Consider the following 22,420-nt stretch of genomic DNA (forward strand, 5'->3'; position numbering starts at 1 on the left):
TGTGCTTGCCTTGAATACAGGTTTCAAGGCAGGCTCAGGCCTTACTCTTTGGTCTTTCGCGTCAGGTACTTTTATGTCGTTACACATCTGTATTCTGGAAACCGATGTCCTGCGTCCAGAGCTGGTCGAGCAGTACCAGGGTTATGGGAAGATGTTCGAGCGTCTGTTCTCCAACCAGCCCATCACTGCCCAGTTCAGCATCTACAACGTGATGCAGGGCGACTATCCGAGTGACGACCTGACCTTCGACGCCTACCTGGTGACCGGTAGCAAGGCCGACTCCTTCGGCAGCGACCCGTGGATCCAGACGCTCAAGACCTACCTGCTCAACCGCTACGAGCGTGGCGACAAGCTGCTGGGCATCTGCTTTGGCCACCAGTTGCTGGCGTTGCTGCTCGGTGGCAAGACCGAACGTGCGCACCAGGGATGGGGCGTTGGCATCCATCAATACAAGCTGGCCGCCAAGGCGCCGTGGATGAGCCCGGTGCGTGAAGAACTGACGCTGCTGATCAGCCACCAGGACCAGGTCACCGCTCTGCCGGAAAACGCCACGGTGATCGCCAGCAGCGATTTCTGCCCGTACGCGGCATACCACATCAATGATCAGGTGCTGTGCTTCCAGGGCCACCCGGAATTCATCCATGACTACTCGCGGGCACTGTTGGACATCCGCCAGCAGAACCTCGGCGAATCGATCTACGCCAAGGGCGTCGCCAGCCTCGACCAGGAGCACCACGGCACGACGGTCGCCGAGTGGATGATGCGCTTCGTCGCCCACAAGCCGCAAGCCAAATCCGCCTGATCCCAGGCCTCGCTCGTTTTTGGAGGCCGGATTCATCCGCGAAGCTCTTGGTGATCTCAAGGGCCTGTTTGCGGATGAATCCGGTTCCCTCAGGTCTGTTCACAACCAGCCAGAGCGCTTGAAGCTGGCCCACAAGGCCGTGCAGCCCACCGCAATCGCCCCCAGCACGGTGAAGTAGCCGTAGTGCCAGCTCAGCTCCGGCATGTTCTGGAAGTTCATCCCATAGATTCCCGCAACGGCAGTGGGAAACGCCAGGATCGCCGCCCAGGCGGCGAACTTGCGTTGCACGATGCTCTGTCGGGTCGACTCCAGCAACGCGCCGATCTCGATGGTCTGGCTGGCGATATCGCGTAGCGTCGCCAGGTCTTCCATCTGCCGGGTGACATGGATCTGCACATCGCGAAAATACGGGCGCATGTTCTTGTCGATGAACGGGAAGGCCAGGCGCGAGACCTCCTCGCTGATCTCGACCATCGGTGCCACATGGCGGCGCAGGCGCAGCACGTCCCGGCGCAGGTGATGGATGCGCTGGATATCGCCTTCGTTGAGCGTGCTGCAGAGTATGTTCTTCTCCAGCTCGTCGATCTCGGCGTGGATGGCTTCGCTGACCGGCTGGTAGCTCTCGGTCACGAAGTCCAGCAGAGCATAGAGCACAAAGTCCTCGCCGTGCTCCAGCAGCAGCGGGCGGGCTTCGCAGCGTTGCCTCACATAGGCATAGGACTTCGAGTGGCCATTACGGCAGGTGATGATGTAGCCCTTGCCGGCAAAGATGTGGGTTTCGATGAACTCCAGCTTGCCCTCATCGCGGATCGGCGAATAGGTGACGATGAACAGCGCGTCACCGAAGGTTTCCAGCTTCGGTCGGCTGTGCTTTTCCAAGGCATCCTCAATCGCCAGTTCGTGCAGGTTGAACTGTTTCTGCAAGTTGGCCAGTTCCTGGGCGTTGGGTTCTTCCAGGCCGATCCAGACAAAATGCCCCGGTTTTGCCGCCCAGGCGGCGCCTTCATCGAGGGTGATATTGGTGACTTTCCTACCGGCGCTGTAGACCGCGGCCGCAACGACTCTACCCATAATCCTGATCGCTTCTTCTGAAGGGGAACGACAGGTTGCAGCTTAGCCTGCCTGGCCCTTTTTCAGGAGATTGCGCTATTCGTCCGGTTCATGCATGCCCGGTGTTTACCTGCCGGTCCATGGCCAGGATGCATTCGCTCATCTGTTCCCGGCACTGCGCCATCAACCGCGGCATGTCTTCCAATGTCAGCCCGGCGGTAGGAATTGCCGGCAGCGAGCGAATCATCACCTCGCCGCTGTTCCAGCGGTTCAGGCGCATGTGCCGGATGTAGCTGCTGGCACACACCGGGACGATGGGCACCCCGGCGGCAATTGCCATCTGGAATGCACCTTTCTTGAAGGCCAGCAGGTCTTGTCCCAGGTTGCGGGTGCCTTCGGGAAAGACCCAGATCGAGGTGTTCTTGTGCTGCAGGGTATCGGTGGTGGTCAGCATCGCCCGACGGGCCTTGTAGGCATTGCCGCGATCGATCAGCACGTTGCCCGCCAGCCAGAAGATCTGACCGAACAGCGGCACCCACTTGAGGCTTTTTTTGCCGATGGCGACGGTACGGAACGGCACCACGTTACCAAACACGAACAGGTCGTAGTTCGACTGGTGATTGGCAATGATCACGCAGCTGGCTGGCTTGTCCTTGAGTGACTGGACGTCGGCCTTGAGCCGCAACCCCAGGAGGCGCATCGCTGGCCTGCCATAGAGGCGGGCGCACAATCGGCTGTTGTCCGGATTGAACGGACGACACATCACCAGCAGCAGGCCGATGCAGCCGGCAACGATGAAATGCAGTCCCATCAATGACATACGCAATAGAAACAGCATCGTGCCATGCTCGTCTGGGAAAAGGCCGATGAGTGTACGGTTGTGCACTGGTTTCGGCAATTGTCGCCAGGAGCGGGGTGGGGCTGGGTGCTCGCAGGTTAAGCACTCGGAGGTAGTACAGGACTTTCGCACCGGGAGTTGCCAGAAAAAAGCCCGGCGTGGGGCCGGGCTTCGAGGTCAGTGCAACGGCGGGATCAGTTCAGGTGTTCCTGGTCGAGAATGATCGCGTTGTCGAGGGTCTCCAGCAGATCCTTGCGCACTTTCAGCTTGGTCTTCTTGTGTGCGTTCATGTTGATCTTCTTCAACTGCTGGGCTGCATTCAGGGCGGTCTCGCGCAGGGCTTCCGGAGCGACCAGCTTGTCGAGGAAGCCGGCGTCCACTGCGTCATGGGGCGAGAACATCTCGCCATTGATCACCGAGCGATGGAACGCCGAGCGCCGCAGCCGATCACGGGCCAGTTCGATGCCGGCGTGGTGCATGGTCATGCCGATCTGCACTTCGTTCAGGCCGATGCTGAACGGCCCCTCGACGCCGATGCGGTAGTCGGCCGACAACAGCAGGAAGGCGCCCTTGGCGACGGCATGGCCGGGGCAGGCGACGATCACCGGGAACGGGTGCGACAGCAGGCGGCGGGCGAGGGTGGAACCGGCGGTCACCAGGCTGACGGCCTCCTTGGGGCCGGCGGTCATCACTTTCAGATCATAGCCGCCGGAGAGAATGCCGGGCTGGCCGGTGATGATCACCACGGCGCGGTCGGCGGTGGCCTGGTCCAGGGCGATGTTGAAAGCGGCAATCACGTCCGGGGAAATCGCGTTGACCTTGCCATTGCTCAAGGTCAGTGTCGCGATACCGTCTTCGAGGTGGTAGGAGATCAATTCACTCATGACGCAATTCCTTATAAAGAAGTGCAGCAGACGTTACCCAGCCGCAGGGGACAGGTAAAGCGCCGTGACTGACTGGTGAGTCAGGCTTTTGCCTCCGGATCGGGCCAAAGGTGCTGCCAAGCGTCTGCTCGAGTTGGGTCGGAGGTGGCAAGGCAGGCCGGAGATTGGCGGGTTTGCCCTGATCGGTGGGCGCGCCCGGTGCGGAAAAACGGCTATTTCACTTAACCGCATGAAAATTCTGAAAAAAACCTTTGCCATTGGAAACGACTTCGACTACATTAGCGCGCCTCGACAGACTGAATCGGTTTGACGAGATACGGTGAAGTGTCCGAGTGGCTTAAGGAGCACGCCTGGAAAGTGTGTATACAGGAAACTGTATCGAGAGTTCGAATCTCTCCTTCACCGCCAAATTAGATAGCGTAAAACCCCTGGTTTTCTCAAGAGAGCCAGGGGTTTTGTGTTTCTGTGGTCGAAAAATATCCAGTTGAATCGGTGCCGGTGAGTAGCTGGCTGGAGCTGTTGGGGCCAGCGTTGCTTTTGTCGCCATCAAGGTCCTGGCGATTGCCTGAATGGTCAGTGCCTTCGGTCACGAGATTGGCAGTGAAGGCATTACGCTGATCATTGCCGCTGTCTGTGTGTTGATCAGTTTTGTCCTGCAGACCGGGGAGGTTATTGCCCTCTCGGGGCTCAAGCGGCACTCGCAGAGAGCGGTTCGTTCTCAGCGTCCGGTGTCGTCAGAAATTCCCTGAGTTTCCCTGCGCATAATTCCGCCCAAGAAAATCGAGCAACGCCGCATTCACTTCCCCAGGCTTCTCGTTCTGTATCCAGTGCCCGCAGTCCTTCAGCACCTGCTGTTCAAGTTGGGGCACCACGCTGGGCATGCGCTTGATGGTATGCGCTTCCAGGGCGCCCACCGGGTCGCGGTCGCCGACCAGGAACAGTGTCGGTTGCCGCACCTGGGCACCGGCAAGAAACTCGGTGTTCTGCCAGTTGCGCTCGAAGTTGCGGTACCAGTTCAGGGCGCCGTGGAAGCCTTTTCCGGCGAAGGCCTGGAGATAGGGCTCGAAGTCTTCTTCGGTGCACCAATGCGGCAGTGTCGCTGGGACGTTGACGCCATCAAACAGCCTGGCGTCGGCTGGCTTGTTCTGCAGGAACACCTCGGTGTCGCCCATGAAGGCCCGCAGGGTGCGGTCGATGTCGGCATCCAGCTCCTGTTCGGCAACCCCCGGTTGCTGGAAGTAGAGGATGTAGTTGAAGCGACCGGCGAAGAATTCGCGCATGCTTTCGATAGCCGGGCGCTTGGAACGGCCGGCGAAAGGCACCGATAGGGTCACCAGTGCCTGAACCCGCTGCGGTTCCAGCAGTGCCAGGTGCCAGGCGACCGGGGCGCCCCAGTCGTGGCCGATCATGGCGACCTGCTCGTGACCGAAAGCCTGCATGGCGGCCTGGATGTCGCCGCAGAGGGTCAGCAGTTCGTAGGCCGCGCTGTCCTGTGGAGCACTGCTGCGGCCATAGCCGCGCATTTCCGGAACGAAGACCCGATAACCGGCCTGCACCAGTGCCGATACCTGTTTGCGCCAGGAGTGCCAGCACTCCGGGAAACCGTGCAGCAGCCAGATGGGCCGGCCATCCTGCGGTCCCGCCACATGTACGCTCAAGGTGATGCCGTTGACGGGCAAGCTGTGTTGTTCGAATGCGTGCATCCCATGAGCTCCCTGGCCAGATGCATCGAACCTAGCAGAAACCCGGTCCGCCGCTAATCATCATTCATTGATCGAATGATGATTGAAATCCGCGTTTCAATTCAGTGCCACCAGCATCGAGCGGGCCGCGAAGCCGGCACCGAAGATCGCCACCAACAGCAGCATCAGGCTGGAGGCGAATGTCACCTTGGCCTTGTGTCGGGCGGAGAACATCCGGTTGGCCAGGTAGATGTACAGGCCGAGGACGGTGAAGTCGACCAGCGCCCAGAGTACGGTCAGCAGCACGGCACTATGACTGAACGACGGCGTGATCTGGATGAACTGCGGGAAGAAGGACACGAAAAAGATGATGTCCTTGGGGTTGGAGATGCCCACCAGGAACCCTTTCACGAAACCGGCACGGGAACTGGGCAGTGGCTGTTGCACGCTGTCGTCGGCTGGCGTGCGCAGGGCATCCTTGAGTCCCTGGACACCGAGATGGCCGATGAACAGGCAGCCGATGAAGCTCACCAGGTTCAGTACTTGTTCATTGAGCGAGAGGCTGCCGGCCAGGATCAGTACTGCCAGCAGCGCCAGCACCAGCGAGGCGCCATTGGTGCCAAGGACGGTGAGGATGGCGCGACCGGTGCCGGCCTTCAGGCTGGTGTTGATCGCCAGGGCGACCACCGGGCCGGGAGTGACGATCAGCAGCGAGACGCTGAGCACGTAGAGCAGCAGTAGCGAGAAATTCATGGCTGGGATGTCGCCTGTATCCGGGGGATTCGTGGGCGCCAAGCCTGAGGCGCGGCGAGAGGTTTGAAAAATGGATAAATCTGTGACCAACTATGATTATTAATCATGGTTGGTTGGTTCATGGCCGAACGTATTCCTCCGCTTTATGCCTTGCGTGCCTTCGAAGTTGCAGCGCGTTCCTGTTCCTTTACCCGGGCTGCGGAGGAACTGTCGCTGACCCAGAGTGCGATCAGTCGCCATATCCGTAACCTGGAAGAGTTGCTCGGCTGTCATCTGTTCGAGAGAAAGGGCCCGAGATTGCAACTGACCGATGCCGGGCAGGGCCTGGCCCAGGAACTCAAGGCCGGCTTCAAGTTGATCGAGGATGCCTGCCTGCCATTTCGGGCCAATGCCGGTCACCTGCGCTTGAAGGCACCGTCGAGCCTGACCATGCGTTGGCTGTTGCAGGTGCTGGAGAAGCTCAAGGCGGTCGATCCGGATCTGCCGGTGCAGCTTTCCAGCGTGTGGATGGACATCGACAGCGTGGATTTCTATGCCGAGCCCTACGACTGCGCGATCCTGCTAGGGGATGGGCATTTCGGGGCGCACACCGAATGCTGCAAGCTGTTCGACGAATGGCTGATTCCCATCTGTTCCAGCGCCGCGCTGGGCTCCGAGGCGTGGAGCCTGGAGACCCTGGACCACCACGAGTTGATTCACCCGTCTTCTGACCGTCGGGACTGGCGGCGCTGGTTGCGTCGCCTCGACCTCGACGAGCGGGTCCGGCTCGACCGCGGCAAGGTATTCGGTTCCCTGGACCAGGGCATTTCAGCCGCGATGCGCGGCCATGGTGTGTCGATCGCCGACCTCGGGCTGGTGTTGGAGGATGTGCGTGACGGATTGCTGGCCCTGCCGTTCAACACCGCCGTCAGCACCGGGGACAGCTATTACCTGATCTGGCTCAAGGGCAGCCTGCGCAAGGAGCGGATCCTGGCCTTCCGCGATTTCCTCAATGGCGAACTGCCACAACTGGATCTGCCGGAGATCCGCTTTCTCTGAGCCTGGATCAGGGCACGATAATGTAGTCGTTTCGCTGCACGATGCCCTGGTGAGGCGCTTCAAGCAGTTCGACATAACGTCCGCCGACCTGGTCGATCGGCAGGCAGTCGTCGACGTCGAGCAGGGCATCGGTGTGGGCTTTCTCCCAGTGGGCTAGCATCTGCCGCTTGCCCTTGGCCTTGGCCTGTTCCCTGTTTTCGGCAACCACCAGCAGATACCGGTGGGCTTCGCCATAGACGCCGGCCTCGTAGCCGCCGAGGTTGATGAAGAACAACCGTGGCGAGCCCGGCGCGGGGGCCAGGTCGCTGAAGCCGATTTTCCAGCGCTCAACGCCATCGACCCGCATCCAGGCATCGATGTGCAGCCCCACCTGGCTGCCGAACCAGTCCTGGCGCAACTGTGGATAGCTCGCCGCCAGACTGTCGGCGCGAACGAAGGCCACGTCATGCACTTCTATCTTGGCCCGTGGATGTTTTCCACCGAGCATCACCACCCACAACATCTTTGTTCCTTTTTCCAGGTGAACGGCGCAGGCCGTATCAACGATGCCGCTCATTATGTCGCAGTTGATCGGATGGGAGACGGCCCTGGTGCAAGGCGTCGGCATCGACGCATGCCCAGGGTCTTCTCGATCATCCGGTCTTGCCGATCTCCCTGTTGCAATGATCTGCAGCAAGCCATGGCGAAGATGAAAATTCTTTCACTGTGAGGGTTCCGCCCCGCTTATATAGTGTGCTCGCTCGTTCAAAAGCTTCCCTTGCCCGCCCTCCCGCGGGCTTTTTTTCGCCTGCCGTTCGTCGCGGCCAGCAGGTTTTTCTAAACCTTTGTCCTCCTGCGGATTCCCATTTCAGTACCCTTTTTCAGCAGGAGGACCTCCATGAGCCGCAAGGCCCCACGACTACGCCCGATGTTTTTCAGCCTGATCCTGGGCGCGAGCCTGGCCACCCAGGTGATGGCGCAGACCCCGGCCGAGTTTATCGACAGTGCATCGGCCGCCGGTATTGCCGAGATTGAAACCAGTCGCCTGGCCATCCAGAAGACGACATCCACGGACATCAACAGCTATGCCGTGGAGATGATCAAGGATCACACCGATGCCAACCGCGATCTCAAGGCCATTGCCAGCAAGCACCAACTGCCGATGGCTTCGGACGAGCAGATCATGGACCGCGCCAGGAAGCTGATCCTGCAGGTACAGGAAGGGGAGTCGTTCGACGTGGCGTACGTGGCCAACCAGATCAAGAGCCATGAAGAGGTGATCAAGCTGTTCGAGGACGAGGCCAGTCAGTCGCAGTCACCCGAGTTGAAGGCATTCGCCGAGCAAACCCTGCCCAAGCTGCGCATGCACCTGGATATGGCCAGGAAGCTGGAGATGAGCCATCACAAGGGCGAGTGATCACAGCCGCTGCAGCCGGTTGGTTTTGCTGCCTTGGCGCGACATGACCATTTCCTCGAGGATTTCCCTGGCCAGTCGGGCCAGGGATTCCTGTCCACGGTAGTCGGCCCGGACGATGCCGGTCACGGCGAAGTGATCGGCATTCGGGCCACTGAGGATGGCCGACAGGGTGCCATCAGAATGCAGCGTGCATTCGACCTCATAGCTGGGCAAACGGGAGGCCAGTTCGGTCTCGATTTCCGACTTGCTCAGTGTGTCCATTCCAAAGGCTCCATGTCCGGTAGGGTACCCACTAAAAAGGATAGAATCTCACATTGCGCCGTGTTACAAGAATGTAAGTTTATATTACGCCAAATCTGTTGGCGCGGGCCTGCTAGGCTCACAGGTGGGGCAATGATTGCCCGTCTGCCTTATCACTTCAAAAGGATGTGCGACGTGATTTCCATTCTTGAACTGCGCAATATCATCGAACTCGGATTCCTGCCCCTGCGCTGCCAGTGCACGGTGGGGCCTGATTCGTCGCTGACGGTAAAGGTGTTCGACGAGGCGAGTGGCAGGGTGGACTTGCTGGTGACGGGGATCTCCAGCAATACCCTTACCAGTTCCAGGGCAATTTCCAACCTCGTGGCCGAGTTGCGTGCGGAGCTGCACAGCAACCAGGCTTCTTCGGCGCAGGGGGCACGGGTGACCGGCTAGACACCGGCCACCGGCTCCTCCAGTGATCAGGCCGCCTTGCGCAGGGCCTCGATCAGTTCTTCCTTGCGCATCCTGTGGCGCCCGACGATGTGCCGGGCGCGGGCTTCCTGCAACAGGCTGGCCTTGCTCTGGGTCTGCAGCGAGGCCTGGCTGTCACGCGAATGGCCCTGGCGGGTGGCCGCCGCGCGTTTCGATGAGTCCGAGCGGGACTTGGCCTTGTCGGCCTCGGACTTCTCGCGCCCGGAGCCTTCGGCGCGCTCACCACCGCCCGACTGCTTGTTGACTGTGGCCCAGGCACGCGCTTCGGCCTCTGCCCGAGGCAGACCCCTCTCTTCATAGCTGGATTCGATACGAGCCGCCTGGCGCTTTTGCGCAGCGGTGTATTTGGCTTTGCTGGCTCGTGGCATCTTCTGACTCCTTTTGACGGTAATGGTCGCAAGGGCGCCCCCGGAGCGCGGCGGCGCCGACGGAGAATCTATGGGGTACCGGAGCCGCTCGCTCCACCCTCCCCGAGGCCCTTGGTGCCTGAGCCCGGGGTGTTGCCGTCACCGATGGGGCCATTGCCATCGGTGTTCAGGCCACCCTGGCGACCGGTATCGTTGCCCTGGTTGCGTGGGTCGATGCCGGTGCCGGGCGGCTGGGCACCATTCTTGATCACGCTGTTATTGTCGGTATTGATGCCGCCGGGAAGTTGCGGCGGCTTGGGGGCTTCTACCGGGTTGGTCGGTCCGGTAGTCGATTCTGCGGCGAAGCTCGCCAGGGATACCGATGACAGCAGGCCGGTCAACACCAGCGTCGCAAACCTTGAGGAAATCATGGTCAGTCTCCTTGCTCGAGAGTCCTTACCTGATCTTGGGCCTTGCTTGCCGGGTGTTGGTGCCGTCGAATCGACGAATGGCGGGGTGGGGCCTCAGTCTTCGGAAATTTCGTTGAGCGAGCAGTATTCGTCCCAATCCATGTCCAGCGCTTGCGCCACTTCACGGTGCACTTCCAGGCGCATGGCCTGCAGTTCCTGCGGGCTCTCGGCGATCAGTTGCAGCGTCAGTTCCCAGGGTTCGATGCCCTGGTTTTCGGCTTCGTCGTCGAAGGCCCACTGGAATTGCTGTTGCTGCTCGGTCGGGCTCAGGCCCTGGGTCTCTTCGCGCAGGTGCGGGTTGGCGTCGAGGAACTTGGCGAGGGCGACCTCGCTGCGGGATTCTTTGGGGATCATGCTGGCGTCTCTGTGCGATGCGATGGCCACGGGCCTGGAAACTGCGGACATGATAGTGCGCCGTGGGGAAAATGACTGCTCAAATTTGGTCTCCGGCGTTGGCATGCAGCGATGGCAATTTTTCTGCGTGCAGACATCACCACGTCATTCAACGATGGAAACAATTGCCCGGCTCTGCGAGGCTTGCACTTCCCTGGCCGCACCTGAGCCGCCCTGAGTTCAACTTCCTGTATACGGATTGGATGCGATGACTGCTGTTGATTATGCTTCCCCGGGCCCGATAAAGGCCGTGATTTTCGACATGGACGGTTTGCTGCTGGATACCGAGGGTATCTATTCGGAGGTTACGCAGATCATCGTCGGTCGTTACGGCCGCCGTTTCGACTGGAGCCACAAGCAGCACATCATTGGCCGCGGCGCGGGTGACCTGGCGCGTTATGTGGTGCAAGCCCTGGACCTGCCGATCAGCCCCGAGGAGTTTCTCGCGGTCCGCGAGCCTCTGATGCGCGAACGCTTCCCCACGGCAGGCTCGATGGCCGGGGCCGAAGCGCTGGTGCGGCACCTGTCGGCGCACAACATCCCGATCGCGGTGGGAACCAGCTCATCGCGAGGATCGTTCGAGCTCAAGACCACCCGGCACCGGGAGTGGTTTGCCTTGTTCGACACCATCGTCACGGCGGATGACCCGCAGGTGGGCCAGGCCAAGCCGGCACCGGATATCTTCCTGCTGGCGGCCAGCCGTCTTGGCGTCGCGGCCAAGGATTGCCTGGTGTTCGAGGATTCGCCGTTCGGCGTGACGGCGGCGAAGGCTGCCGGCATGTACGCGGTGGCGGTGCCCGATCCGGCGATGGCGGTGGAGAAATACCACCATGCGGATCGGGTGGTGACCTCGCTCAAGCACTTTGCCCTGGAGCCGATGGGGTTGCCGGCGATCGATTGGGCACGTGCCTGACGGGGGAGTGGCGGGTCAGGCCGACACTGTCGCCCCGATCCGCCGCTGTACCAGCGTCCAGATCCCCAGCGCCAGCGCGGAAATCAACCCGCCAGCGATGACGATCCCGCTCCAGCCGTAAGGCCCCCACAACTGTGCCCCCAGCAGTGAGCCCAGGGCGCCACCGATGAAGTAGCAGGTGATATAGCCGGCATTCAGCCGGTTGCGCGCGGCCGGGCGGACCTTGAAGACCGCATTCTGGTTGCTCACGTGCACCAGTTGCACGGCGAAGTCGAGTACCAGCGCGCCGATCAGCAATGCCGCCAGCGAGTGCCCGGCAAAGCCCAGCGGCAGCCAGGACAGCAGCAGCGCCAGCAGCCCGATGGTGGTGGCGAACTCGCCCTTGCCACGGTCAGCCATGCGCCCGCCAAGGTTGGCGGCCATGGCGCCGACGGCACCGGCCAGGCCGAACAGGCCGATCACGCCATCGGAGTAGCCATAGGGCGGATTGGCCAGCAGGAACGCCAACGGCGTCCAGAACAGGGCGAACAGGCAGAAACTCAGCAGGCCCAGGACCGCCCGCAGGCGTAGCACCGGCTCCTCGACGAACAGCCGGAACACCGAGCCGATCAGCGCTGGGTAGGTCAGTCCGGCGTTTTGCCGGTGATGCGGCAAGGCCCGGGACAGGGCAAAGGCACAGACGAACATCAAGCCGGCGGCCAGCAGATAGATCGCCCGCCAGTCACCGAACGACGACAGTGCCCCGGCTGCGGTGCGTGCCAGCAGGATGCCCAGCAGCAAACCGCTCATCAGCGTTCCGACCACCCGACCGCGTTGTTCCGGGGCGGTCAGGCTGGCGGCCATTGGTACCAGCACCTGGGCCACCACCGAGAACAGGCCGGTCAGCGCCGTGCCCAGCAGCAACCAGGGCAGGCCGGGGGCGAAGGCGCTGATCAGCAGGCCGATGGCACTGATCAGGGTCATGACGACGATCAGTCGGCGCTGCTCGAACAGATCGCCCAGCGGCACCAGCAGCAACAGGCCGGCGCCATAGCTCAATTGGGCGGTGATGACGATGGTCCCGGCGGTGGCCATGCTCAGGCCCAATTGCTGGGCGATGGTGTGCAGCAGCGGCTGGGCGTAATAGTTGCTGGCCACTGCCAGGCCGGTGGCGGTGGCCATCAGCAGGATCAGGGCAGAACTCAAGGGTTTGTTCTGGGTGTCGGACATTGTCTGTCTCGTTATGGGATCTGGGTGTGCGAAGTATTCGGAATGTCTTAGCATGACGCCAATGCATTGTTTTCATTTTATCCATCTGGAAACGAGATACATGCAATGAACCTGAAGCAGATCGAATACGCCCTGGCGGTGGCGGACGAGGGCAGCTTTACCCGTGCCGCGGAACGCTGCCACATCGTGCAGTCGGCGCTAAGCCACCAGATTGCCCGGTTGGAGGAACACCTCGGCACGCCACTGTTCGAGCGCAGTTCGCGCAAGGTCAGGCTGACTGCCGCTGGCGAAGCCTTCGTGCGCAGCGCCCGACCGGCACTGGAAGCCACCCGGCGGATTGCCGCCGAGGTGGCGGCGGTGTCCGGGGAGGTGCGCGGCAGCTTGTCCATCGGCCAGATATCGTCGCTGACCGAAGTCGATCTGGTGGAATTGCTGGCCCGTTTCCACGGGCTTTATCCACAAGTGGATATTCGGCTGAACATGAGCAAGAGCGAGTTGCTGATGGCGGATGTTCGCGAACGCCGGCTGGACCTGGCCTTTGTCGGGCTCTGGCCGGGGGAGAAGATCGACGGGTTGGCGGTGCGCCTGCTGGCCAGGGAGGAGCTGGTGGCCGTGGTACCGCCCGATCATCCATTGGCCAGCTACGACCGGCTGCCCCTCGCGGAGCTGGAGAACCAGCCGCTGGTGGATTTCCAGGCGGGCACCGTGGGACGCCGGCAGACCGACGAGGCCTTTGCGGCGGCCGGGTTGCATCACCGGGTGCAGTTCGAGGCGGGTAACGTGATGCTGGTCGGCGAGTTCGTGCGGCGCGGCCTGGCCTTGGGCCTGGTACCGAGCCAGACTGCCGAGGGCTTCAGGGGCGTGGTGACGGTGCCGGTGTACGACGCGCCCTCGCGGCATCTGTATGCGGTCTGGTCCCATCAGCCAACGCCGGCGGCTGCGGCATTCCTGGTGTTGCTGGAGCAGGCACTGGGCCGTCGTGAGGGAGTGGTCTGATCGGATTCCCCTCTTCGCGATCCGATTTGCCCGCGAAGAGGGAATGCCTGGCAACGAAGCGCTACCTGCCAGGCCCCATTTATCGGGTCAGCGGCCCGGCGATGATCAAGCGCTGAAGCCACCATCGATGGTCAGGCTGGCCCCGGTGATGTAGCCGGCTTCCGGGCCCGCGAGGTAGGCCACGAAGCTGGCGATTTCCTCGACCTTGCCATAACGTCCGCTGGCCATCAGCCCCAGCAGGCTGTCGGCGAAGTCGCTGTCGGCCGGGTTCATGTCGGTGTCCACCGGTCCTGGCTGCACGTTGTTCACGGTGATGCCGCGGGGGCCGAGGTCGCGGGCCAGGCCCTTGGTCAGGCCGACCAGCGCCGACTTGCTCATCGCATACGCGGCACCGCCAGCAAACGGCATGCGTTCGGCATTGGTGCTGCCGATGCTGATGACCCGGCCGCCGTCTCCCATGTATCGGGCGGCTTCCTGGGTGGCAACGAAGACACTGCGCACGTTGATTGCCAGGGTCCGGTCGAAGTCTTCCAGGCTGAACTCTTCCACCGGCCCCAGGGCCAGTACGCCGGCATTGTTGACCAGGATATCCAGCCGGCCGAAGGTCTCGGCCGTGTGCTTGACCGCCTGGCGCACCGCCGTGGCATCGGCGCTGTCGGCCTGGATCGCCAGGGCCTTGCCGCCGGCGGCGATGATGTTGTCACGCAGCTCCTCGGCCTTGGCTGCCGAACTGACGTAGGTGAAGGCCACTGCGGCGCCCTGGGCTGCCAGGCGCTTGACGATGGCCGCGCCGATACCACGGGAACCACCCTGGACCAGGGCCACTTTACCGCTCAGATCATGTTCGCTCATTTTCATGCTCCAAAGTTCAAGGCCGGAAAGGGAAGGTTGGGAAGGCCTTGTCGTTGGGAGCAAGTATTGACCTTGGATTGATGACCCGGTAGACGGTAATTGCTACAGTCTGTGTAAACCAAAAGTTTATAGTGGTGGTCATGGAAAGCCTTGGCAGTATCGAATGTTTCGTCCGCAGCGCTGAAGTCGGCAGCTTTGCCGAGGCGGCGCGGCGCCTTGGCCTGACACCCGCGGCGGTCGGCAAGAGTGTCGCCAAGCTGGAGGCGCGCCTGGGTGTGCGGCTGTTTCAGCGCAGCACCCGTCGGCTGACCCTGACCGAAGCCGGTCAACTGTTCCTGGCCGAGGTCGGCACCAGCCTGCACAGCATCCAGAATGCGGTGGCCAACCTGGCCAGTGCCAAGGGACGGCCGGCAGGGACGCTCAAGGTCAGCATGGGCACGGTGTTCGGGCGCCTGTATATCGTGCCGCTGCTCGGCGAGTTCTTGCGGCGCTTCCCGGATATCCGTCCGGACTGGCATTTCGATAACCGCCAGGTCGACCTGATCGGCCAGGGCTTCGATGCGGCGATCGGTGGGGGGTTCGAGTTGCCCCTGGGGGTGGTAGCGCGCAAGTTGACGGTGGCCCATCGGGTGTTGGTGGCTTCAGTGGCGTATCTGGCGGGACAGGACCCGGTCCTGCTGCCGGACGACCTGCGCCGTTGCACCGGCATCCTGATCCGCTCACCGCAGACCGGTCGCGTGCGCTCCTGGCAGTTGACCTGTCGGGATGGCGAACAACAGCCATTGAGCCTGCCGCCGTGCATGACCATGAGCGATTCGGAAGCGGCCTGCGCGGCGGCGGCCCAGGGCCTGGGAGTGGCGCTGGTGAGCATGCCCTTCGCCGTGCCCTGGCTACGGGCCGGAACCTTGCAGCGGGTGCTGCCCGACTGGCACGTGGACGATGGGCATATCTCGATCTACTACGCCGAGCATAGGCTGCTGCCGGGCAAGACCCGCTCCTTCGTCGACTTCATCATCGAGCAGTTCGCCGAGCAGCAACTGGCGGTGCGCTTTGACGCCCGCCAGCCATCCTGAAGAAACCTCCTTTCCTGGTCTTGCAGAGGTCTCCATTGATCCGGGCCGGATTTGCGGGCCTCTTCGCGGGCAAGCCCGGCTCCTACAGAAGAGCGGCGCCAACATCTGATCCGTGCACACCGCCCCCCTGTAGGAGCCGGGCTTGCCCGCGAACCGCCAAGGGCGGCCATCCTCCCCCATGCCTGGCCCTTCAGCGGCGCAGATGCCCCGGCCAGCCGATGATCTGCTTCGGCCGGGGCTTGGCATAAGTGCGCACCTTGGAGGTCGACAAGCCCAGGCGCACCAGCGACTCGGCAATGGTCACCGCCGCCGTCACGCCATCCACCACCGGTACGCCGGTACGCTGGCGGATCTGTTCATCAAGGCCGGCCATGCCACCACAGCCCAGGCAGATCACTTCAGCCTTGTCGTCCTGTACGGCCCGCTCGGCCTGCCGGACGATGGCATCGACCGCCCGTTGCGGATCTTCTTCCAGTTCCAGCACCGCCAGGCCGCTGGCGCGCACCGAGGCGCAGCGCTGATGGAGCCCGGCCAGCTTCAGCCGGTCCTCGATCAGCGGCACGGTACGATCCAGGGTGGTGACCACCGAGTAGGCGTGGCCGAGAAACATCGCCGTGCTGGCGCCGGCTTCGGTGATGTCCACCACCGGTACATCGAGCAACTCCTGCAGGCCTTCGCGGCCGTGCTCGCCGTAGCCGGCCTGGATCACCGCGTCATAGGGCTGGTCATAGGCCAGCACGCGGTCCATCACGGCGATGGCGGCCAGGTAGCTTTCGAAATTGCCTTCCACCGAATCGGCGCCGAAGTAGGGTGTCAGGCCTACGATTTCGGTACCCGGCGCGGCGACAGCCTGGGCCTGGCGGGCAATGGCCTCGGTGATCGAGGCAGTGGTGTTGACGTTGACGATCAGAATCCGCATGGATCAATCCTTGTTCGGCAGGGCCCGCCTCAGGCGGGCGGGCCTGTTTCAGTGTCAGATGTTCAGTGGCAGGGGTTGTCGACGGCGATCGCGGCGCCGCTGACCTCGGTGTAGTGGGCTTCGCGCTTGGCGATGACCAGGTAGAGCAAGCCGGCGATGCCAGCGCCGAACATCCAGGAGAACGGCGAGACGCTGGCAAAGCCCGGTACCAGGGCCAGCACGATGGCGATCAGTGCCGCCGGAACGAATGCCGCCACCGCCCGCAGGTTGACGCCATGGCTGTAGTAGTACGGACCGGTCGGGTCTTCGCTGTAGAGCGCCGGGACATCGACGCGGCCTTTGCGCAGCAGCCAGTAGTCGACCATGATCACGCCGTACAGCGGGCCGAGCAGGGCGCCCAGCCCTGAGAGGAAATAGACGATCACCAGCGGGCTGTTGTAGAGGTTCCACGGCAGGATCAGTACGGCGATCGCGGCGCTGATCAGCCCGGCGCGGCGGAAGGTCAGCAGGCGTGGCGCCAGGTTGCTGAGGACGAAGGCCGGGGCGACGAAGTTGGCCATGATGTTCACTGCCACGGTGACGATCAGGAACGCCAGGCAGCCGAGCACCAGGAAGAAGGTGTTGGGGATCGAGGCGATGATATCGGTAGGGCTCTGGATCACCTGGCCGTTGATCTGGAATTGCGCACCGCAGAGCAGCACGGTGATGCTGGCGAACATCAGGATGTTCACCGGCAGGCCCCAGAAATTGCCGACCAGGATGGTCCGGCGGCTTGGCGAGGAGCGGGCGAAGTCGCAGAAATTGAGGATCAGCGTGCCGTAGATTGCCAGCCACAGTGCTGCGCCGGCGAAGATGTTGCGCCACATCTCGCCACCGGTCAGTGGCTCGCGGATCGACCAGGCGATGGTTGCACCGGCCTGGGTGTACATCCAGGCGGCCAGGGCGGCCACGGTGAGCAGGATCACCGGCCCGGCAAAACCTTCGTAGCGGCGCACTGTTTCCATGCCGTAGGCGAGGATCACCAACTGCACGAACCAGATGATTACGAAGCAGACCCAGCCGAGCGTCGACAAGCCGAGGATCGAGTTGTGGTCGTAATCGGCGAAGCCGGGGTGGATGGCGGTCAGCAGCACCCGGAAGACCACCGAGGCCAGGTAGGTCTGGATGCCGAACCAGGCGATCGCGATCACCGCCCGGATCAGCGCTGGCAGTTGTGCGCCGTGGATACCGAAACTGATCCGGCTCATCACCGGGAACGGCACGCCGGTCTTCTGGCCCATGAAGCCCGAGAGGTTCATGAAGAAATACACCAGGGCCGCGCCGATGCCCAGTGACAGCAGGATCTGCCAACCGCCCAGGCCCATCGCATAAAGACCGATGGCGAAGGAGTAGTTGGCAATGTTGTGCACATCGTTGGTCCACAGGGCGAAGATGCTGTAACCGCCCCAGCGCCGTCCTTCGACCTTGGTCGGCGCCAGGTCCGGATTGTGCAGGCGCGGGCTGAGGGTGGTGTGCAGATCGAGCGATGAGACGGGAAGATCCAGTGCGACGTGTGACGAGAGACTGGTAGGCATTCCGGCTGGCTCCTGGCCCCGGGCTGAGTCCCGCAGGGTGGCGGGGCAGCGCTCGGTGAGCTTTTTGTATGTAGGTTTTTATGAAGTTGTATACAAATTCTATGTGGAGCTAAGCCAGTTCTGTGCCAGGTTTCGGTCTATAAAATGATCTGCTAATTTCGGTTTCTTTTTTATATAGCTAACATCATGAAATAAAAGAAATATAAGTTGACCGTTCGAACAGCAATTTCTTTCAGCGCAGAAATTCAAGCGGGAGCGCTCCCGTGCTGATCTGGACCCGACATGTCACTTAATGGTGCGGGAGAAGAATATGTGCACACTGATGTGACACTTATGGTTACAGTCGTGTGTACACTTTGATTTTCGGCTGTTTGACAGGTTCACGATGGCCGTTCGATAGTGCCGATGTCTGCCCTGGTACCGCTTTCTCTCGTTCTTCCAATAAAACCAATCGGAATCGGAGTCTCGGATGTCTGCACCTTGCAATACGGCTACTCAACACATTTCCCACGCTGATCTGATTGCGCTTTTGCAGCAGATTTTCCAGCGCCACGGCACGTCGCCGGAGGTCGCGCGGGTGCTGGCCGAGAACTGCGCCAGTACCGAACGGGACGGCGCCCACAGCCATGGGGTATTTCGCATACCGGGTTATGTCTCGACACTGGCCAGCGGCTGGGTCGATGGCCAGGCGGTGCCGGTGGTCGAGGACGTGGCGTCGGGCTTCGTGCGGGTCGATGCCGCCAACGGTTTCGCCCAGCCGGCACTGGCTGCGGCCCGCGAGCTGTTGCTGGAAAAGGTCCGCAGCGCCGGGATTGCGGTATTGGCGATTCGTAATTCCCACCATTTCGCGGCGCTGTGGCCGGATGTCGAGCCGTTCGCCTATGAAGGCCTGGTGGCGCTGAGCGTGGTCAACTCCATGACCTGCGTGGTGCCCCACGGCGCCGAGCGGCCGCTGTTCGGTACCAACCCGATTGCCTTTGCAGCGCCCCGCGCCGGTGCCGACCCGATCGTGTTCGACCTGGCTACGAGTGCCATGGCCCACGGCGATGTGCAGATCGCGGCGCGCAAGGGCGAACTCTTGCCGGCGGGTATTGGCGTGGATCGTGAGGGACGGCCGACCTGTGATCCCAAGGCGATCCTGGAGGGCGGGGCGCTACTGCCGTTCGGCGGGCACAAGGGCTCGGCGCTGTCGATGATGGTCGAGTTGCTGGCGGCTGCGCTGACTGGCGGCAACTTTTCCTTCGAGTTCGACTGGTCGCGGCATCCCGGTGCCAAGACGCCCTGGACCGGGCAGTTGATTATTGTCATCGATCCGGCGCGCTCTGCCGGACGGGATTTCGCCGAGCGCAGTCAGGCATTGGTCAGCCAGATGCAGGGTGTCGGTTTGCAGCGCCTGCCGGGGGACCGGCGGCATCGGCAACGAGCTGCCTCGATGGCGCATGGAATCGAACTGTCGAGCGAAGAATTGCGGCAGTTGCGCGAGCTGGCCGGTCAATAAACCAGCTCGGCTACGGGGTGGGCATGGCCCTGGGGGCTAACTCAGGAACGGCGGCCCAGCAGCAGACCGACCACCAGGCCGAAACCTGCGGAGATCGCCACGGTCTGCCAGGGGTGACCGCCGATGTAGGTTTCGGTCGCCTCCACCACCGGACGGGTGGTGTCGCGCACATGGGTGACCGAGTCCAGCGCCTGCTTGAGTTTCTGGCTGACCTGGGCGCGCAGGCTCTCGCCTTCCTCGCCCACCAGCGAAGCACTGTCCTTGAGCAGTTTTTCCGACTCCTGGATCAGTGCCTGCAACTCGCTGAAGGCCTGGTCCTTGATCTGATCCTCGGCGGCTTGTACGGCGGATTTACGGGCCATGGCAATGTTCCTTTGCAAGTGAATGAGGTGCTGAACAATGGGAGTCGCGCGGGGCCGGGAAAGTTGCAATTTTTTCCTGTCGTGCCCGGGACGAGCGAAAATCCCCGGTCGGATGTGGCCAGTGACAGTGTAAGATACGCTTCTATTTGTACCGCAGGATTTTCCAATGAGCTTCAATCTGGCTAACAAGTCCCTGGCCGAGCGGGCCGCCATCGAGGATGAGAAATCCCGTTTGTTCGAGCTCTGGCAGAGCAACCTGGGCAAGGCCAAGGGCGAGGCGGCACGACTGTTCGGCGAGCGCGCCAAGCGCAAGGGCAAGTGGGCGGAATGGGTACGCTCCGAACTCGATACCCTGTCCCCTCCGGAATACACCAGCATGGTGCGCAGCGAGGTCAATCGCCTGATGGCTGCAGCCAAGTAACGCCGCTGTTCAACTGACGCCGGTTACCCAATAGCGCTGGCGCACACCGGCCACGGCGATCTGTACCTCGTCGCCATCGAGCTTGCCCAGCAAGGCTTGGCCCAGCGGCGAGCGCGGGCTGATCACGGTGATCGAACGTCCCTTCCACTCCACCTTCAGGCCGGCCGCGTCCGGGGCCAGGAACAGCAACTGTTCGCTACCGTTCTCGGCTTCGAGGGTCAGCAAGGCACCGAGTTGGATGCCGGCCTGTTCGTCATGGGGCTTGAGGGGGAGTTCCCGGCAGCGCTTCAAGGCCTGGCGGATTTCCTCGGTGCGTCGCGCCTGGCCGGTCGCCAGGTAGGACGCCTCCAGGCCGAGGGTGTCGTACTTGTTCTCGGCGACGTTCTCTTCATGAGTTGCGGCTTCGTAGGCGGTTTGTGCCGCCCGCTGCAGCACGTCGAGGTCGACCGCCAAGGTATCGATTATCAACTGATGCACGCCGCGCTTGTCCACGCTCTCCAGCCCGTTCAATTGCAGAACTGCAGGACGTTGGCCCGGCTCTTGTCGCTGGGCGCGGTCTGGTCCTGCTGCAGCCAGAACTGGCACTTTGGGTTGGACAGGTTGCGATAGCTGTTGCGGGCCTGCTCCAGGCGCTGCTGTTCTTCGTTCTTGCGCAGGTTGTCCTTGTACTGCTCGAACATCTGCGTCGAGTCGCCCGGAGCCTGCGGTGCGGCGGGGGCGGCAGGGGTGCTGGCCGCGTTGGGCTGGCTCAGTTGCCGGGCAGCATCGGCGAGGGGCGCCAGCGGCTGGGTGACGAACACCCGTGCCAGCAGCCAGGCGGTAAGGGCCAGTGCGACGAAACCGAGCCAGATGCCCAGGGCGATGCAGCCGGTCAGTTGCAGTGGGTTGAGGGTGACATACAAGCGGCGCGGCGGTTGGGGGCGATAAGCCATGGCGGCCTCCTGGCGGTTGGGTCGGAGCAGGATGCGATTGTCCCATGAAGATTAATCGACGTGGGCCCTTCTGCGCAGGGAGATTTGCGCGGACAATCGACGCCTTTGCCAAACGGAGCCCCTGCATGCCGGCCAACTGGGATATTTTCTGCACCGTCGTCGACAACTACGGCGATATCGGCGTGACCTGGCGCCTGGCCCGGCAACTGGTGGCGGAGCACGGGTTGGCGGTGCGCCTGTGGGTCGACGATCTGCGTTCATTCGAGCGCCTGTGTCCGGAACTCGACATCGATTGCGCGCAGCAGATCCGTCAGGGCGTCGATGTGCGCCGCTGGTCGGGCGCCTGGCAGCCGGTGCCGGCGGCGGATGTGGTGATCGCGGCGTTTGCCTGCCAGTTGCCTGCCGAATACCTGGAGGCGATGGCCGAGCGCGAGACTATTCCGTTGTGGCTCAACCTGGATTACCTGAGTGCCGAGGACTGGATCGTCGGTTGTCATGGGCTGCCGTCGGTCAAGTACAGGCAGGTGCAGAAATTCTTCTTTTTCCCAGGCTTTGTTCCGGGAACTGGGGGGCTTCTGCGCGAGGCCGGGTTGCTGGAGGAGCGGCGGGCGTTCCAGGCCGACCCGCAGGCGCGTCGGGACTTCCTGCGTGGCCTGGGCGTTGAGCCGATGGACGGTGAGCGGCTGGTTTCGCTGTTCGCCTACGAGAACCCGGCGGTGGCCACTTGGCTCGACGCCCTGGCTGCCGATACCCGGCCAACCCGGCTGCTGGTGCCGGAAGGCCGGGTGTTGACGGATGTGCGTGACTGGCTTGGCGTTGCGGCTTTCGACGTTGGCGATAGCCAGGTGCGCGGGGCGCTGACGGTGCAGGTCCTGCCGTTCGTCCCCCAGCAGGATTACGACCGCCTGCTGTGGAGCTGCGATTTCAACGCGATCCGCGGCGAAGACTCGTTCATCCGTGCACAGTGGGCCGGGCGGCCACTGCTCTGGCATATCTACCGGCAGGAGGAGGACGTCCACCTGGAGAAGCTGGAGGCGTTTCTCGCCCTCTACACCCGCGAACTGTCGGCGCCAGCACAGGAGGCGTTCAGCGGTTGGTGGCGGGCCTGGAATACCGCGGGCGACATGGGGCGGGCCTGGTCTTCGCTGTTGCGCCATGAGTTGGAGCTGAACGCGCACGCCGAGCGCTGGTGCGATGAACTGGGCTCGCAGGTCGATCTGTCGACAGCGCTGGTACAGTTTCGCCAAAGTTCGATATGATATGCGGCCTAGATTTTTGTACAT

Annotated in this window: 27 protein-coding genes and 1 tRNA gene; 11 read left to right on the forward strand and 17 right to left on the reverse strand. The window is 62.4% G+C overall.

From position 1 onward, the window contains the following. Window positions 1-73 precede the first annotated feature (73 nt). Window positions 74-802 carry an amidotransferase gene (locus AC6I6U_RS12955; RefSeq protein WP_497882321.1) on the forward strand — a complete coding sequence of 243 codons (729 nt, stop codon included), beginning with the start codon at window positions 74-76 and terminating at the stop codon, window positions 800-802. A gap of 99 nt (window positions 803-901) precedes the next feature. Here AC6I6U_RS12955 and AC6I6U_RS12960 read toward each other — a convergent pair whose 3' ends face one another. From AC6I6U_RS12960 to AC6I6U_RS12970, 3 genes are all read right to left on the reverse strand, one after another. Further along, window positions 902-1,873: a magnesium and cobalt transport protein CorA gene (locus tag AC6I6U_RS12960; RefSeq protein WP_497882322.1), complete on the reverse strand. Its 972-nt coding sequence runs from the start codon at window positions 1,871-1,873 to the stop codon at window positions 902-904. Between the two features lie 88 nt (window positions 1,874-1,961). Beyond that, on the reverse strand, window positions 1,962-2,690 hold the full coding sequence (locus AC6I6U_RS12965) for a 1-acylglycerol-3-phosphate O-acyltransferase (RefSeq protein WP_497882323.1): 729 nt from the start codon (window positions 2,688-2,690) through the stop codon (window positions 1,962-1,964). A 194-nt stretch (window positions 2,691-2,884) separates the two neighbouring features. Continuing rightward, on the reverse strand, window positions 2,885-3,574 hold the full coding sequence (locus tag AC6I6U_RS12970) for a crotonase/enoyl-CoA hydratase family protein (RefSeq protein WP_497882324.1): 690 nt from the start codon (window positions 3,572-3,574) through the stop codon (window positions 2,885-2,887). Window positions 3,575-3,892: 318 nt separating this feature from the next. On the opposite strand from AC6I6U_RS12970, the gene AC6I6U_RS12975 reads away from it, so the two are divergent. Beyond that, window positions 3,893-3,982 (forward strand) — tRNA-Ser (locus tag AC6I6U_RS12975). A 326-nt stretch (window positions 3,983-4,308) separates the two neighbouring features. On the opposite strand, the gene AC6I6U_RS12980 is transcribed toward AC6I6U_RS12975, so the two are convergent. Both AC6I6U_RS12980 and AC6I6U_RS12985 read right to left on the reverse strand, forming a co-directional pair. Further along, the gene (locus AC6I6U_RS12980) at window positions 4,309-5,277 is read right to left on the reverse strand and encodes an alpha/beta fold hydrolase (protein WP_497882325.1); all 969 of its coding nucleotides are present in this window, start codon (window positions 5,275-5,277) and stop codon (window positions 4,309-4,311) included. A gap of 96 nt (window positions 5,278-5,373) precedes the next feature. Continuing rightward, complete coding sequence (locus tag AC6I6U_RS12985; protein WP_497882326.1) at window positions 5,374-6,009, reverse strand: LysE family translocator; 636 nt, start codon at window positions 6,007-6,009, stop codon at window positions 5,374-5,376. A gap of 120 nt (window positions 6,010-6,129) precedes the next feature. Here AC6I6U_RS12985 and AC6I6U_RS12990 point away from each other — a divergent pair, with 120 nt between their 5' ends. Continuing rightward, window positions 6,130-7,047, forward strand: coding sequence for a LysR substrate-binding domain-containing protein (locus AC6I6U_RS12990; protein WP_497882327.1), 918 nt, complete (start codon window positions 6,130-6,132; stop codon window positions 7,045-7,047). Window positions 7,048-7,054: 7 nt separating this feature from the next. Here AC6I6U_RS12990 and AC6I6U_RS12995 read toward each other — a convergent pair whose 3' ends face one another. Then, complete coding sequence (locus tag AC6I6U_RS12995; protein ID WP_497882328.1) at window positions 7,055-7,549, reverse strand: DUF1543 domain-containing protein; 495 nt, start codon at window positions 7,547-7,549, stop codon at window positions 7,055-7,057. A gap of 375 nt (window positions 7,550-7,924) precedes the next feature. Here AC6I6U_RS12995 and AC6I6U_RS13000 point away from each other — a divergent pair, with 375 nt between their 5' ends. Next, complete coding sequence (locus AC6I6U_RS13000) at window positions 7,925-8,443, forward strand: DUF4142 domain-containing protein (RefSeq protein WP_497882329.1); 519 nt, start codon at window positions 7,925-7,927, stop codon at window positions 8,441-8,443. Here AC6I6U_RS13000 and AC6I6U_RS13005 read toward each other — a convergent pair whose 3' ends face one another. Then, window positions 8,444-8,704: a hypothetical protein gene (locus AC6I6U_RS13005; RefSeq protein ID WP_497882330.1), complete on the reverse strand. Its 261-nt coding sequence runs from the start codon at window positions 8,702-8,704 to the stop codon at window positions 8,444-8,446. A 174-nt stretch (window positions 8,705-8,878) separates the two neighbouring features. On the opposite strand from AC6I6U_RS13005, the gene AC6I6U_RS13010 reads away from it, so the two are divergent. Beyond that, on the forward strand, window positions 8,879-9,139 hold the full coding sequence (locus AC6I6U_RS13010; protein WP_497883024.1) for a DUF1652 domain-containing protein: 261 nt from the start codon (window positions 8,879-8,881) through the stop codon (window positions 9,137-9,139). A gap of 26 nt (window positions 9,140-9,165) precedes the next feature. On the opposite strand, the gene AC6I6U_RS13015 is transcribed toward AC6I6U_RS13010, so the two are convergent. The 3 genes from AC6I6U_RS13015 to AC6I6U_RS13025 form a co-directional block, all read right to left on the reverse strand. Beyond that, window positions 9,166-9,546, reverse strand: coding sequence for a termination factor Rho (locus tag AC6I6U_RS13015; protein ID WP_497882331.1), 381 nt, complete (start codon window positions 9,544-9,546; stop codon window positions 9,166-9,168). 68 nt (window positions 9,547-9,614) lie between these two features. Beyond that, window positions 9,615-9,956, reverse strand: a complete 342-nt coding sequence (locus AC6I6U_RS13020; RefSeq protein ID WP_497882332.1) for a hypothetical protein — start codon at window positions 9,954-9,956, stop codon at window positions 9,615-9,617. 93 nt (window positions 9,957-10,049) lie between these two features. Continuing rightward, the gene (locus AC6I6U_RS13025) at window positions 10,050-10,349 is read right to left on the reverse strand and encodes a DUF6388 family protein (RefSeq protein WP_497882333.1); all 300 of its coding nucleotides are present in this window, start codon (window positions 10,347-10,349) and stop codon (window positions 10,050-10,052) included. Between the two features lie 247 nt (window positions 10,350-10,596). Between AC6I6U_RS13025 and AC6I6U_RS13030 the strand changes: the two genes are divergently transcribed. After that, a complete protein-coding gene (locus AC6I6U_RS13030; protein WP_497882334.1) occupies window positions 10,597-11,301 on the forward strand; it encodes an HAD-IA family hydrolase in 705 nt (234 codons plus the stop codon). Window positions 11,302-11,316: 15 nt separating this feature from the next. On the opposite strand, the gene AC6I6U_RS13035 is transcribed toward AC6I6U_RS13030, so the two are convergent. Next, entirely contained in the window at window positions 11,317-12,510 is a 1,194-nt protein-coding gene (locus AC6I6U_RS13035; protein WP_497882335.1) for an MFS transporter, read from the reverse strand. Window positions 12,511-12,615: 105 nt separating this feature from the next. Here AC6I6U_RS13035 and AC6I6U_RS13040 point away from each other — a divergent pair, with 105 nt between their 5' ends. Next, window positions 12,616-13,506 (forward strand): LysR family transcriptional regulator, encoded by an 891-nt coding sequence (locus tag AC6I6U_RS13040; RefSeq protein ID WP_497882336.1) that lies wholly within the window; start codon window positions 12,616-12,618, stop codon window positions 13,504-13,506. Between the two features lie 105 nt (window positions 13,507-13,611). On the opposite strand, the gene AC6I6U_RS13045 is transcribed toward AC6I6U_RS13040, so the two are convergent. Then, window positions 13,612-14,364, reverse strand: a complete 753-nt coding sequence (locus tag AC6I6U_RS13045; protein ID WP_497882337.1) for a 3-oxoacyl-ACP reductase family protein — start codon at window positions 14,362-14,364, stop codon at window positions 13,612-13,614. A gap of 134 nt (window positions 14,365-14,498) precedes the next feature. On the opposite strand from AC6I6U_RS13045, the gene AC6I6U_RS13050 reads away from it, so the two are divergent. Next, entirely contained in the window at window positions 14,499-15,431 is a 933-nt protein-coding gene (locus AC6I6U_RS13050; protein WP_497882338.1) for a LysR family transcriptional regulator, read from the forward strand. 190 nt (window positions 15,432-15,621) lie between these two features. Here AC6I6U_RS13050 and AC6I6U_RS13055 read toward each other — a convergent pair whose 3' ends face one another. Both AC6I6U_RS13055 and AC6I6U_RS13060 read right to left on the reverse strand, forming a co-directional pair. Further along, the gene (locus AC6I6U_RS13055) at window positions 15,622-16,350 is read right to left on the reverse strand and encodes an aspartate/glutamate racemase family protein (RefSeq protein WP_497882339.1); all 729 of its coding nucleotides are present in this window, start codon (window positions 16,348-16,350) and stop codon (window positions 15,622-15,624) included. 62 nt (window positions 16,351-16,412) lie between these two features. Then, window positions 16,413-17,924: an NCS1 family nucleobase:cation symporter-1 gene (locus AC6I6U_RS13060; RefSeq protein WP_497882340.1), complete on the reverse strand. Its 1,512-nt coding sequence runs from the start codon at window positions 17,922-17,924 to the stop codon at window positions 16,413-16,415. A gap of 469 nt (window positions 17,925-18,393) precedes the next feature. On the opposite strand from AC6I6U_RS13060, the gene AC6I6U_RS13065 reads away from it, so the two are divergent. Continuing rightward, window positions 18,394-19,422 (forward strand): Ldh family oxidoreductase, encoded by a 1,029-nt coding sequence (locus AC6I6U_RS13065; protein WP_497882341.1) that lies wholly within the window; start codon window positions 18,394-18,396, stop codon window positions 19,420-19,422. A 41-nt stretch (window positions 19,423-19,463) separates the two neighbouring features. Here the strand turns inward: AC6I6U_RS13065 and AC6I6U_RS13070 are convergent, their stop codons facing one another. Then, window positions 19,464-19,784: an ElaB/YgaM/YqjD family protein gene (locus AC6I6U_RS13070; RefSeq protein ID WP_497882342.1), complete on the reverse strand. Its 321-nt coding sequence runs from the start codon at window positions 19,782-19,784 to the stop codon at window positions 19,464-19,466. 166 nt (window positions 19,785-19,950) lie between these two features. Between AC6I6U_RS13070 and AC6I6U_RS13075 the strand changes: the two genes are divergently transcribed. Beyond that, complete coding sequence (locus tag AC6I6U_RS13075) at window positions 19,951-20,205, forward strand: hypothetical protein (RefSeq protein ID WP_497882343.1); 255 nt, start codon at window positions 19,951-19,953, stop codon at window positions 20,203-20,205. A gap of 9 nt (window positions 20,206-20,214) precedes the next feature. On the opposite strand, the gene AC6I6U_RS13080 is transcribed toward AC6I6U_RS13075, so the two are convergent. Together AC6I6U_RS13080 and AC6I6U_RS13085 are read right to left on the reverse strand one after the other, a co-directional pair. Beyond that, a complete protein-coding gene (locus tag AC6I6U_RS13080) occupies window positions 20,215-20,697 on the reverse strand; it encodes a GreA/GreB family elongation factor (RefSeq protein ID WP_497883025.1) in 483 nt (160 codons plus the stop codon). A 14-nt stretch (window positions 20,698-20,711) separates the two neighbouring features. Beyond that, window positions 20,712-21,137, reverse strand: a complete 426-nt coding sequence (locus AC6I6U_RS13085; protein ID WP_497882344.1) for a hypothetical protein — start codon at window positions 21,135-21,137, stop codon at window positions 20,712-20,714. Between the two features lie 125 nt (window positions 21,138-21,262). On the opposite strand from AC6I6U_RS13085, the gene earP reads away from it, so the two are divergent. Next, a complete protein-coding gene (gene earP, locus AC6I6U_RS13090; protein WP_497882345.1) occupies window positions 21,263-22,396 on the forward strand; it encodes an elongation factor P maturation arginine rhamnosyltransferase EarP in 1,134 nt (377 codons plus the stop codon). Window positions 22,397-22,420 lie beyond the last annotated feature (24 nt).

It is taken from the genome of Pseudomonas sp. UTLPPB19802 (genome assembly GCF_059730225.1).

Excerpts from the sequence above, each read along its gene's own strand:
- AC6I6U_RS12970 (WP_497882324.1), bottom strand. The coding sequence starts at position 3,574 with ATGAGTGAATTGATCTCCTACCACCTCGAAGACGGTATCGCGACACTG.
- AC6I6U_RS13055 (WP_497882339.1), bottom strand. The coding sequence starts at position 16,350 with ATGCGGATTCTGATCGTCAACGTCAACACCACTGCCTCGATCACCGAG.
- AC6I6U_RS13020 (WP_497882332.1), bottom strand. The coding sequence starts at position 9,956 with ATGATTTCCTCAAGGTTTGCGACGCTGGTGTTGACCGGCCTGCTGTCA.
- AC6I6U_RS12955 (WP_497882321.1), top strand. The coding sequence starts at position 74 with ATGTCGTTACACATCTGTATTCTGGAAACCGATGTCCTGCGTCCAGAG.
- AC6I6U_RS13060 (WP_497882340.1), bottom strand. The coding sequence starts at position 17,924 with ATGCCTACCAGTCTCTCGTCACACGTCGCACTGGATCTTCCCGTCTCA.
- AC6I6U_RS12960 (WP_497882322.1), bottom strand. The coding sequence starts at position 1,873 with ATGGGTAGAGTCGTTGCGGCCGCGGTCTACAGCGCCGGTAGGAAAGTC.
- AC6I6U_RS13005 (WP_497882330.1), bottom strand. The coding sequence starts at position 8,704 with ATGGACACACTGAGCAAGTCGGAAATCGAGACCGAACTGGCCTCCCGT.
- AC6I6U_RS13015 (WP_497882331.1), bottom strand. The coding sequence starts at position 9,546 with ATGCCACGAGCCAGCAAAGCCAAATACACCGCTGCGCAAAAGCGCCAG.
- AC6I6U_RS13075 (WP_497882343.1), top strand. The coding sequence starts at position 19,951 with ATGAGCTTCAATCTGGCTAACAAGTCCCTGGCCGAGCGGGCCGCCATC.
- AC6I6U_RS13040 (WP_497882336.1), top strand. The coding sequence starts at position 12,616 with ATGAACCTGAAGCAGATCGAATACGCCCTGGCGGTGGCGGACGAGGGC.
- AC6I6U_RS12990 (WP_497882327.1), top strand. The coding sequence starts at position 6,130 with ATGGCCGAACGTATTCCTCCGCTTTATGCCTTGCGTGCCTTCGAAGTT.
- AC6I6U_RS13065 (WP_497882341.1), top strand. The coding sequence starts at position 18,394 with ATGTCTGCACCTTGCAATACGGCTACTCAACACATTTCCCACGCTGAT.
- AC6I6U_RS13025 (WP_497882333.1), bottom strand. The coding sequence starts at position 10,349 with ATGATCCCCAAAGAATCCCGCAGCGAGGTCGCCCTCGCCAAGTTCCTC.
- AC6I6U_RS12995 (WP_497882328.1), bottom strand. The coding sequence starts at position 7,549 with ATGTTGTGGGTGGTGATGCTCGGTGGAAAACATCCACGGGCCAAGATA.
- AC6I6U_RS13070 (WP_497882342.1), bottom strand. The coding sequence starts at position 19,784 with ATGGCCCGTAAATCCGCCGTACAAGCCGCCGAGGATCAGATCAAGGAC.
- AC6I6U_RS12985 (WP_497882326.1), bottom strand. The coding sequence starts at position 6,009 with ATGAATTTCTCGCTACTGCTGCTCTACGTGCTCAGCGTCTCGCTGCTG.
- AC6I6U_RS13000 (WP_497882329.1), top strand. The coding sequence starts at position 7,925 with ATGAGCCGCAAGGCCCCACGACTACGCCCGATGTTTTTCAGCCTGATC.
- AC6I6U_RS13045 (WP_497882337.1), bottom strand. The coding sequence starts at position 14,364 with ATGAAAATGAGCGAACATGATCTGAGCGGTAAAGTGGCCCTGGTCCAG.
- AC6I6U_RS13050 (WP_497882338.1), top strand. The coding sequence starts at position 14,499 with ATGGAAAGCCTTGGCAGTATCGAATGTTTCGTCCGCAGCGCTGAAGTC.
- AC6I6U_RS13085 (WP_497882344.1), bottom strand. The coding sequence starts at position 21,137 with ATGGCTTATCGCCCCCAACCGCCGCGCCGCTTGTATGTCACCCTCAAC.
- earP (WP_497882345.1), top strand. The coding sequence starts at position 21,263 with ATGCCGGCCAACTGGGATATTTTCTGCACCGTCGTCGACAACTACGGC.
- AC6I6U_RS13035 (WP_497882335.1), bottom strand. The coding sequence starts at position 12,510 with ATGTCCGACACCCAGAACAAACCCTTGAGTTCTGCCCTGATCCTGCTG.
- AC6I6U_RS12980 (WP_497882325.1), bottom strand. The coding sequence starts at position 5,277 with ATGCACGCATTCGAACAACACAGCTTGCCCGTCAACGGCATCACCTTG.
- AC6I6U_RS13030 (WP_497882334.1), top strand. The coding sequence starts at position 10,597 with ATGACTGCTGTTGATTATGCTTCCCCGGGCCCGATAAAGGCCGTGATT.
- AC6I6U_RS12965 (WP_497882323.1), bottom strand. The coding sequence starts at position 2,690 with ATGCTGTTTCTATTGCGTATGTCATTGATGGGACTGCATTTCATCGTT.